This window comes from Enterobacter cloacae complex sp. S3 (genome assembly GCF_014930495.1).
Classification (GTDB): Bacteria; Pseudomonadota; Gammaproteobacteria; order Enterobacterales; family Enterobacteriaceae; genus Enterobacter; species Enterobacter asburiae_B.
On record NZ_JADBRD010000057.1, the window covers coordinates 1 to 10561 of the forward strand.

Sequence of the window (10561 nt, forward strand, 5' to 3'; positions counted from 1 at the left end):
AATGGAGATGGAAATTAATGGAGAGGCCAGTCAGCATGACATAATTCTGCTGTTTGCCCTGAAATGTCGCCTGGCCAGAGGAGGCGATAATCCGGTACGTTTCCATCTTCATTCCGGACCCGGTATCCATCGGTCCCGCAGGATCCTCCACCGTCCAGAGAAAGACATCCCGTGCGCGGCTGTGCTCGCTAAAATCTGCTGAATTCACTGCCGGGCGTAGTGCCGCCCCCTGAGCTGAGCTCAAGAGCACTTCACCCCTGGGATTGAGGAGCAAAAGGGCAACGTTGCGGTAGCTGGCAATTGATTCCTTTATTTTGCTTACTTTTTTTTCATCCGGATCTGCCGGGGACTGGAGTATACGGCTCAGTGTGGTGCTGATTTGTTGCAGATCGCTGACATCCTGCTCGGCAAAATGCTTTTCAACAGAATGCAGCATAAACCAGGTGAAGGCGATAAACGCCAGTATTGTGGACAGGCTGATAAAAAAGGTCAGCCGCAGAGCGAGTGAGAAAGGTCGTCTGGACGGTTTGCTATGCATCCGGGATCTCCAGCATGTAGCCCACGCCCCGCACAGTCTGGATCAGTTTTGTCCCGTAATCGTTGTCTATTTTAGCGCGGAGTCGCTTTACTGCGACATCAATCGCGTTAGTGTCGCTGTCAAAATTCATGTCCCAGACCTGAGAGGCAATCAGGGAGCGGGGAAGAACTTCTCCCTGATGGCGAATGAAGAATTCCAGCAAGCTGAACTCTTTACTGGTGAGCACAATGCGGTTCCCGGCGCGGCTGACTTTTCTGGATACGAGATCAACCGAGAGGTCAGCCACTTTAAGCTGGCTTTCCGTGATCATCGTGTTTCCCCGCCTGAGGAGGGTTCTTACCCGGGCGAGCAGTTCAGCAAACGCAAAGGGCTTCACCAGATAATCGTCCGCACCCAGCTCAAGTCCTTTGACCCTGTGTTCAATCGTGCCAAGGGCCGTCAGCAGTAATACCGGCATCCCCTTTCCGGCACTGCGCAGCATACGGATGATATCCCAGCCGTTTACATCAGGCAGCATGATATCCAGGATGACTAAATCATACTCGGCTGTCATGGCAAGATGATATCCGGTCAGACCATTATCAGCGTGATCCACGACGAACCCCGCCTCTGTCAGCCCCTTGCTGAGATATTCACCTGTTTTAATTTCGTCTTCAACGATTAATATTTTCATCATGCTCCCCGGCTGGCTGCTAATGTCATTTTATTGCGCCCACGATCGTTATCAACGGATTACAGCAAAAATGACAACATTGTCATTATCCTGTCACCCGGCAAACAGAGAGCGTTCGGTAAAGTATCCCTATCAATACTCTGGACTTCGTTTGAACCATTTACCAGGTCTGCCTGTACGAGAAGCGTTATGTTCAAATTAAAATTACTCAGCATCAGTACCATATTCATCCTGGCTGGTTGTGTTTCTCTGGCACCTGAATATCAGCGTCCGCCAGCTCCGGTTCCCCAGCAGTTTTCATTGTCTAAAAACAGTCTGACGCCTGCGGTAAACAGCTATCAGGATACGGGCTGGCGAAACTTTTTTGTCGATCCCCAGGTCAGCAGGCTGATCGGTGAAGCCCTGAATAATAACCGTGATTTGAGAATGGCTGCCCTGAAGGTTGAAGAGGCCCGGGCCCAGTTCAACGTCACGGATGCAGATCGTTATCCCCAACTGAATGCCTCATCCGGGATCACATACAACGGTGGTCTGAAAGGTGACAAGCCGACCACACAGGAGTACGACGCGGGTCTGGAGCTCAGCTATGAGCTCGATTTTTTTGGCAAACTTAAGAACATGAGTGAGGCTGATCGCCAGAACTACTTTGCCAGCGAAGAAGCCCGTCGTGCCGTACACATCCTGCTGGTCTCCAACGTTTCACAGAGCTATTTCAGCCAGCAACTGGCGTACGAACAACTCCGTATTGCGCGGGAAACGCTGAAAAATTATGAACAGTCCTATGCTTTCGTTGAGCAACAGCTCGTGACCGGGAGTACGAACGTTCTGGCACTTGAACAGGCGAGAGGACAAATCGAAAGTACCCGCGCCGAAATAGCCAAACGAGAAGGCGATCTGGCTCAGGCAAACAATGCCCTGCAACTGGTGCTGGGAACGTACCGCGCACTTCCGTCAGAAAAAGGGATGAAAGGCGGGGAGATCGCACCAGTAAAATTGCCACCAAATCTATCTTCACAAATTTTGCTGCAGCGACCGGATATTATGGAAGCGGAATATCAGCTGAAAGCGGCTGATGCCAATATTGGCGCAGCGCGAGCGGCCTTTTTCCCCTCCATTACCCTGACCAGTGGTCTTTCCGCAAGCAGTACGGAGCTGTCAAGCCTGTTTACGTCAGGAAGTGGAATGTGGAATTTTATCCCTAAAATTGAAATTCCTATTTTTAATGCTGGCAGGAATAAAGCCAATCTGAAGCTGGCTGAAATTCGCCAGCAACAATCGGTGGTTAATTACGAACAAAAAATTCAGTCAGCCTTTAAGGATGTTTCCGACACGCTTGCGCTGCGCGACAGCCTTAGCCAGCAACTTGAGTCACAGCAGCGTTATCTTGATTCACTTCAGATAACTCTCCAGCGTGCCAGAGGATTATATGCAAGTGGTGCTGTCAGTTACATCGAAGTGCTGGATGCAGAACGTTCCCTCTTCGCTACGCAGCAAACCATTCTCGATCTTACCTATTCCCGACAGGTTAACGAAATTAATCTGTTTACCGCGCTGGGTGGCGGTTGGGTAGAGTAAATTTATTTAATTAATCAGGAAATTAAAAATGCGTAATTCACTTAAAGCCGTTTTATTTGGTGCCTTCTCTGTCATGTTTTCTGCCGGTCTTCATGCTGAAACACATCAGCATGGCGATATGAATGCTGCCAGTGATGCTTCGGTACAGCAGGTTATCAAGGGCACCGGTGTCGTTAAAGACATTGATATGAATAGTAAAAAGATTACCATTTCGCACGAAGCAATCCCTGCTGTGGGCTGGCCTGCAATGACCATGCGCTTCACTTTTGTTAATGCAGACGACGCTATCAATGCCCTGAAAACCGGCAACCATGTCGATTTCTCGTTTATTCAGCAGGGCAATATCTCCTTACTCAAAAGCATTAACGTTACGCAATCCTGATTATCAGTCCGGAGCGAATACATCCAGTGCGCCTGAACATTCATTAAGGGATTACTGTGAATGAATGATCGGGCGCATATGCCAGGTGTTTTGATTTTTCAGCGAGAAATTGTATGGCTTCTTTAAAGATAAAATATGCTGCAATAATTATCAGCAGCCTCATAGCAGGGGGGCTGATATCGGTTACTGCCTGGCAGTATGTAAACTCATCACAAAAAACAGTACAAACCGAACAAAAGGCACCGGAGCGAAAGGTACTTTTCTGGTATGACCCGATGAAACCGGATACCAAATTTGATAAACCCGGAAAATCTCCCTTTATGGATATGGACCTGGTGCCGAAATATGCTGATGAAAGTGGCGATAAAAGCAGTGGCGGGATCCGTATCGATCCAACCCAGGTTCAGAATCTGGGATTAAAAACGCAAAAAGTTACGCGAGGAATGCTGAATTATTCCCAGACAATCCCGGCTAATGTCAGTTACAACGAGTATCAGTTTGTCATTGTGCAGGCGCGTTCTGACGGTTTCGTCGAAAAAGTGTATCCCCTGACGATTGGCGATCATGTGAAGAAAGGCACTCCGCTTATCGATATCACCATTCCTGAATGGGTTGAGGCACAAAGTGAGTTCCTGCTGTTATCCGGTACAGGCGGTACGTCAACCCAGATAAAAGGGGTTCTGGAGCGACTTCGTCTGGCTGGTATGCCGGAAGAGGATATTCAAAGGCTGCGTTCAACCCGCACAATCCAGACCCGTTTTACCATTAAAGCACCTATTGATGGTGTCATTACTGCGTTTGACCTGCGCACCGGAATGAATATTTCGAAAGATAAAGTAGTGGCTCAGATTCAGGGGATGGACCCGGTCTGGATCAGCGCTGCAGTGCCAGAATCTATCGCCTATCTGCTGAAAGATACGTCGCAGTTTGAAATTTCGGTACCGGCTTATCCGGATAAAACATTCCATGTCGAAAAATGGAACATTCTTCCCAGCGTGGATCAGACAACCCGTACGCTTCAGGTCCGTCTCCAGGTTTCTAATAAGGATGAGTTTCTCAAGCCGGGCATGAATGCCTATCTGAAACTGAATACCAAGAGCCAGGAGATGCTGCTGATACCAAGCCAGGCCGTTATCGATACCGGCAAAGAACAGCGCGTGATTACTGTTGATGATGAAGGCAAGTTTGTGCCGAAACAGATCCACGTTCTGCATGAATCACAGCAACAGTCCGGCATTGGCTCCGGCCTGAATGAAGGCGATACCGTGGTGGTCAGTGGCCTGTTCCTCATTGACTCCGAAGCCAATATTACGGGCGCGCTGGAACGTATGCGCCACCCTGAAAAAACAGAAAACAGTATGCCAGCAATGTCTGAGCAGCCTGTAAATATGCATTCAGGGCACTGAGGAGACGACGATGATTGAATGGATTATCCGGCGCTCTGTCGCCAACCGTTTCCTGGTCATGATGGGCGCACTGTTTCTCAGCATCTGGGGCACATGGACGATAATTAACACGCCGGTCGATGCGCTGCCTGACCTGTCAGATGTGCAGGTCATTATTAAAACCAGCTATCCCGGACAGGCCCCGCAGATTGTAGAAAACCAGGTCACCTATCCGCTTACCACCACCATGCTGTCCGTACCTGGCGCAAAAACCGTGCGTGGCTTTTCACAGTTCGGTGATTCGTATGTGTATGTCATTTTTGAAGACGGCACCGATCTGTACTGGGCCCGTTCGCGCGTGCTGGAATACCTGAATCAGGTTCAGGGCAAACTGCCTGCGGGTGTGAGCTCTGAAATCGGCCCGGACGCCACGGGAGTGGGCTGGATATTTGAATATGCCCTTGTCGATCGCAACGGAAAACACGACCTTTCAGAACTGCGCTCTCTGCAGGACTGGTTCCTGAAATTTGAGCTGAAAACCATCCCGAACGTGGCTGAGGTCGCTTCGGTTGGCGGCGTGGTGAAACAGTACCAGATTCAGGTCAATCCGGTAAAACTGTCCCAGTACGGTATCAGCCTGCCCGAAGTGAAACAGGCACTTGAATCGTCTAACCAGGAGGCCGGTGGCTCATCCGTTGAAATGGCCGAAGCGGAGTATATGGTCCGTGCCAGCGGTTATCTTCAGAGCATTGATGATTTTAATAACATCGTCCTGAAAACAGGTGAGAACGGCGTGCCGGTTTATCTGCGGGATGTTGCCCGCGTGCAGACCGGGCCCGAAATGAGGCGTGGTATTGCCGAGCTGAACGGCCAGGGAGAAGTCGCTGGCGGCGTGGTGATCCTGCGGTCGGGTAAAAATGCGCGCGACGTTATCACGGCAGTGAGGGATAAACTGGAGACGCTGAAGGCCAGCCTGCCGGAAGGCGTTGAAATCGTGACCACCTACGATCGCAGCCAGTTAATCGACCGGGCGATTGATAACCTCAGTTCCAAACTTCTGGAAGAGTTTATCGTGGTGGCCATCGTCTGTGCTCTGTTCCTGTGGCACGTACGTTCTGCCCTGGTGGCGATTATCTCTCTGCCGCTTGGCCTGTGTATCGCCTTTATCGTCATGCACTTCCAGGGACTGAACGCCAATATCATGTCGCTGGGAGGGATAGCGATTGCCGTCGGTGCGATGGTGGATGCCGCCATTGTGATGATTGAAAATGCGCACAAACGGCTTGAGGAGTGGGATCATCAGCATCCGGGTGAGCAGATTGACAACGCCACCCGCTGGAAGGTGATTACCGACGCCTCCGTGGAAGTGGGACCCGCGTTGTTCATTAGCCTGCTGATCATCACCCTGTCCTTTATTCCTATCTTTACCCTGGAAGGGCAGGAAGGTCGTCTGTTTGGCCCGCTGGCATTCACGAAAACGTACTCCATGGCGGGAGCGGCCGCACTGGCCATCATCGTCATTCCTATTCTGATGGGATTCTGGATCCGGGGGAAAATTCCTGCCGAGACAAGTAACCCCCTGAACCGGGTGCTGATCAAAGCGTATCATCCTTTGCTGCTGCGGGTCCTCCACTGGCCAAAAACAACCCTGCTGGTTGCGGCCTTGTCCATTTTCACGGTTATCTGGCCACTGAGTCAGGTGGGCGGTGAATTTCTGCCGAAGATTAACGAGGGCGATCTGCTGTATATGCCGTCGACCTTGCCTGGCGTCTCTCCGGCAGAAGCTGCAGCGCTCCTGCAGACAACAGACAAGTTAATCAAAAGCGTTCCTGAAGTGGCTTCTGTATTTGGCAAGACCGGTAAAGCAGAGACCGCAACGGATTCCGCGCCGCTCGAAATGGTGGAAACCACGATCCAGCTCAAACCTGAGGATCAGTGGCGTCCCGGCATGACAATTGACAAGATTATTGATGAACTCGACAGGACAGTCCGTTTACCGGGTCTGGCAAACCTCTGGGTGCCGCCTATCCGTAACCGTATTGATATGCTCTCAACCGGGATCAAAAGCCCGATAGGTATCAAAGTGTCCGGGACTGTTCTGTCCGATATCGACGCGACGGCGCAGAGTATCGAGGCGGTAGCCAAAACCGTGCCTGGCGTGGTGTCTGTCCTGGCTGAGCGACTTGAGGGCGGGCGCTACATCGATATCGATATCAACCGGGAGAAAGCCTCCCGCTACGGGATGACGGTAGGTGATGTCCAGCTGTTCGTCTCTTCAGCAATCGGAGGTGCTATGGTGGGTGAGACGGTTGAAGGGGTGGCCCGGTACCCTATTAACATTCGCTACCCGCAGGATTACCGGAACAGTCCGCAGGCGCTGAAACAGATGCCGATCCTGACCCCGATGAAGCAGCAGATCACGCTGGGCGATGTCGCGGATATTAACGTCGTTTCTGGACCAACCATGCTGAAAACCGAAAATGCCCGGCCAGCCAGCTGGATTTATGTTGATGCTCGCGGCAGGGACATGGTGTCGGTGGTTAACGACATTAAGACGGCCATCAGCGAGAAAGTGAAACTGAGACCGGGAACCAGTGTGGCATTCTCCGGACAGTTTGAACTGCTTGAGCATGCCAACAAGAAACTGAAGCTGATGGTGCCGATGACGGTGATGATCATTTTCATCCTGTTGTATCTGGCATTCCGCCGGGTTGACGAAGCCCTGCTGATCCTGATGAGCCTGCCGTTCGCCCTGGTTGGCGGAATATGGTTCCTGTACTGGCAGGGCTTCCATATGTCAGTGGCGACCGGAACCGGGTTTATCGCCCTGGCCGGGGTGGCAGCAGAGTTTGGCGTGGTCATGCTGATGTATCTGCGTCATGCCATTGAAGCGCACCCGGAATTGTCCCGTAAAGAGACGTTCACACCGGAAGGTCTTGATGAAGCCCTCTATCATGGTGCCGTACTGCGTGTCCGGCCGAAAGCCATGACCGTGGCGGTGATCATTGCGGGTCTGCTGCCAATACTCTGGGGAACCGGCGCAGGTTCAGAAGTCATGAGCCGTATTGCGGCACCCATGATTGGTGGGATGATCACGGCTCCGCTGCTGTCCCTGTTCATTATTCCTGCCGCCTACAAATTAATCTGGCTGCGCAGACATAAAAAAAGCGTGTCCTGAACCTGAAAGGGCACCCCCTGTGGGTGTCCTTCTTTACTGATTCACCCTGACGTCAGGGTTTATATCGATAATATACAGAGGTGAGTATGAAAAAAGTGGTTCTAATGGCGCTGGCTCTCGGCCTTTCACTACCCGCGATGGCGAGTGAAAAAGTGATTGATATGTACAAATCTGAAAACTGTGGCTGTTGTTCCCTGTGGGGCAAAGCGATGGAAAAAGACGGGTTCGAAGTACGAACTCACGTCATGAATGATCAGGCGCTGTCAGCCCTGAAAGAAAAGCATGCTGTTCCTGCAGGACTACGAAGTTGTCATACCGCGGTTGCCGGTAATTTGATCATTGAAGGCCATGTGCCTGCGACAACGATACATAAGGCAATGCAGTCTGGTTCGGGTATATACGGTCTCGCCACCCCCGGTATGCCAGCAGGAAGTCCTGGAATGGAGATGGGAGCCCGAAAAGAGGCTTACGATGTTATCGCATTCTCACCGGATGGAAGTAAAAAAGTCTTCCAGCGAATCGAATAGTCAGCGGAACGGCTGATAACGGGACGCCGGTAGCAGGCACTCCTGTGCCGGCGATATTCGTGGTAATCGCATCCATGACATACCCTGAAGACAGAAGATGCTTCGGTATGCATAAGGAGAGTTACTGTGAAAAATGACAATGCAGTGCAACACAACAACCAGACTGCTTCTGAGCAGACATTATCCCCGGACGAGGGCCACGTATTGCATAAGGTGAGAGATCCCGTGTGCGGGATGGTCATCCTGCCTGACAAGGCGCACAGCAGCATTCGATACCAGGACCATCAGCTTTATTTCTGCTCCGCCAGCTGTGAGAGCAAATTTAAAGCCCATCCCGATCATTATTTTACCGAAGATGCCAGTGAACATTCCCATCACCATCACCACGATCATCACGAAGTCAGCCCTGATCAGATAAAACAGCCTCACAACCAGGCGGAAAAAGAGAATTCTGAAGGTGTGTGGACATGTCCGATGCACCCGGAGATACGCCGCAGTGGTCCCGGAAGCTGTCCTGTCTGTGGAATGGCACTGGAGCCGCTCGTAGCTACGGCATCCACGGGGCCGAGTGATGAACTTCACGACATGACAAGACGCTTCTGGCTGGGGTTGTTGCTGGCGTTTCCGGTTCTGGTACTCGAAATGGGATCTCATCTGTTTCCCGACTTGAGGAATACAGTACCGCCACAGTACAACACATGGCTGCAGTTGCTTCTGGCCTCCCCTGTCGTGTTGTGGTGTGGCTGGCCATTCTTCGCCCGGGCCGGAATGTCGTTACGTAACCGCTCCCTGAATATGTTTACCCTTGTTGCAATGGGGACCGGCGTAGCCTGGGTTTACAGCGTCATTGCAACCGTCTTCCCCTCCTGGTTTCCTGCATCGTTCAGAAACATGGATGGCCTGGTGGCCGTTTATTTTGAAGCCGCAGCAGTTATTACGGTGCTTGTTCTGCTGGGACAGGTTCTTGAGCTGCGGGCACGGGAACAAACCTCAGGCGCCATTACTGCGCTTCTGAACCTTGCCCCCAAAACCGCCAGACGGCTGGATCATGACGGTCATGAAACGGATATTAATGCGGAAGATGTCCTGCCTGGCGATAAGCTCCGCATCAGACCTGGAGAGAGTATTCCGGTCGACGGTATCGTGATCGAAGGCAAAACAACCGTGGATGAATCGATGGTGACCGGGGAGTCTATGCCGGTTACCAAAACGAAGGGTGACCCTGTCATTGGGGGGACGATTAATCAGACAGGTAGTCTTATCATCCGTGCAGAGAAAGTCGGTGATGAAACGATGCTCTCACGAATTGTTCAGATGGTCGCTGATGCACAGCGTTCGCGTGCCCCCATCCAGAGAATGGCAGACAGCGTTTCAGGCTGGTTTGTTCCTCTGGTGATACTTATCGCGGTTGTTGCTTTCTTGATCTGGTCTGTCTGGGGGCCCGAGCCCAGGATGGCGCACGGTCTCATTGCGGCTGTGTCGGTCCTGATTATTGCCTGTCCCTGCGCGCTGGGACTGGCCACGCCGATGTCGATAATGGTGGGGGTGGGCAAAGGCGCCCAGGCCGGGGTGTTAATCAAGAATGCCGAAGCCCTTGAGCGTCTTGAAAAAGTGGACACGCTGGTTGTCGACAAAACAGGCACGCTCACGGAAGGTTCGCCTACGGTGACAGGGATTATCAGTCTCAGTCCGGGTGGGGAAATATCTCTTTTACGTGTAACAGCTGCAGTGGAAAAAGGTTCGCAGCATCCGTTGGGTATGGCTGTTGTCAGAGCCGCGCAGGAAAAGGGGATCGTGATACCTGCCGTCAGTAATTTCAATGCCCCGTCGGGGAAAGGTGTCTCAGGCGATGTCGAAGGTCAACGGGTTGTTATTGGTAATGAACTGGCTATGCAGGAAAACAGTATCGTTATTGATAATCAAAAGGCCGTTGCGGATACGTTGCGGATGGAAGGCGCTACCGTTATCTATGTGGCCACAGACGGGAACCTTGCAGGCCTGATAGCTATCTCGGATCCCGTGAAAGCAACCACGCCGGATGCGCTTAAAGCTTTGCGTCAGGCGGGGATCCGCATTGTTATGCTCACCGGGGATAACCAGCTTACTGCTGAAGCAGTCGCACGGAAACTGGGAATAGATGAGGTTGAAGCCGGGATTCTGCCGGATGGCAAAAAAGCAGTGATAACCCGACTGAAAGAGTCTGGCCATGTGGTTGCGATGGCCGGAGACGGTGTGAATGATGCCCCGGCGCTGGCAGCGGCTGACGTGGGTATAGCCATGGGAACGGGTACAGATGTGGCAAT

General features: G+C 51.9%; 7 protein-coding genes and 1 pseudogene. 6 read left to right on the plus strand and 2 right to left on the minus strand.

Going from position 1 to position 10561, the window contains the following annotated elements; all coding sequences use genetic code 11:
- Both silS and silR read right to left on the minus strand, forming a co-directional pair.
- A pseudogene (gene silS, locus IM317_RS22105) lies at positions 1 to 538 on the minus strand (copper/silver sensor histidine kinase SilS); the annotation flags it as partial.
- Positions 531 to 1211 carry a copper/silver response regulator transcription factor SilR gene (gene silR / locus IM317_RS22110; RefSeq protein ID WP_001572351.1) on the minus strand — a complete coding sequence of 227 codons (681 nt, stop codon included), beginning with the start codon at positions 1209 to 1211 and terminating at the stop codon, positions 531 to 533. The gene silR and the pseudogene silS, both read right to left, overlap by 8 nt.
- Before the next feature lie 189 nt (positions 1212 to 1400).
- On the opposite strand from silR, the gene silC reads away from it, so the two are divergent.
- The 6 genes from silC to IM317_RS22140 form a co-directional block, all read left to right on the plus strand.
- The gene (gene silC / locus IM317_RS22115; RefSeq protein WP_000475512.1) at positions 1401 to 2786 is read left to right on the plus strand and encodes a Cu(+)/Ag(+) efflux RND transporter outer membrane channel SilC; all 1386 of its coding nucleotides are present in this window, start codon (positions 1401 to 1403) and stop codon (positions 2784 to 2786) included.
- Between the two features lie 28 nt (positions 2787 to 2814).
- On the plus strand, positions 2815 to 3168 hold the full coding sequence (gene cusF / locus IM317_RS22120) for a cation efflux system protein CusF (protein WP_001246153.1): 354 nt from the start codon (positions 2815 to 2817) through the stop codon (positions 3166 to 3168).
- Positions 3169 to 3281: 113 nt separating this feature from the next.
- A complete protein-coding gene (gene silB / locus IM317_RS22125) occupies positions 3282 to 4574 on the plus strand; it encodes a Cu(+)/Ag(+) efflux RND transporter periplasmic adaptor subunit SilB (protein ID WP_001485328.1) in 1293 nt (430 codons plus the stop codon).
- A 10-nt stretch (positions 4575 to 4584) separates the two neighbouring features.
- Positions 4585 to 7731 carry a Cu(+)/Ag(+) efflux RND transporter permease subunit SilA gene (gene silA, locus IM317_RS22130; protein WP_000574021.1) on the plus strand — a complete coding sequence of 1049 codons (3147 nt, stop codon included), beginning with the start codon at positions 4585 to 4587 and terminating at the stop codon, positions 7729 to 7731.
- A gap of 86 nt (positions 7732 to 7817) precedes the next feature.
- Complete coding sequence (locus IM317_RS22135; RefSeq protein WP_008322815.1) at positions 7818 to 8258, plus strand: DUF411 domain-containing protein; 441 nt, start codon at positions 7818 to 7820, stop codon at positions 8256 to 8258.
- 126 nt (positions 8259 to 8384) lie between these two features.
- A partial coding sequence (locus IM317_RS22140; protein WP_193362529.1) for a heavy metal translocating P-type ATPase occupies positions 8385 to 10561 on the plus strand: 2177 nt, incomplete at its 3' end.

Bases quoted from the DNA above. Each gene is read 5' to 3' on its own strand.
- silR (WP_001572351.1), bottom strand. From the start codon at position 1,211: ATGAAAATATTAATCGTTGAAGACGAAATTAAAACAGGTGAATATCTC.
- silC (WP_000475512.1), top strand. From the start codon at position 1,401: ATGTTCAAATTAAAATTACTCAGCATCAGTACCATATTCATCCTGGCT.
- cusF (WP_001246153.1), top strand. From the start codon at position 2,815: ATGCGTAATTCACTTAAAGCCGTTTTATTTGGTGCCTTCTCTGTCATG.
- silB (WP_001485328.1), top strand. From the start codon at position 3,282: ATGGCTTCTTTAAAGATAAAATATGCTGCAATAATTATCAGCAGCCTC.
- silA (WP_000574021.1), top strand. From the start codon at position 4,585: ATGATTGAATGGATTATCCGGCGCTCTGTCGCCAACCGTTTCCTGGTC.
- IM317_RS22135 (WP_008322815.1), top strand. From the start codon at position 7,818: ATGAAAAAAGTGGTTCTAATGGCGCTGGCTCTCGGCCTTTCACTACCC.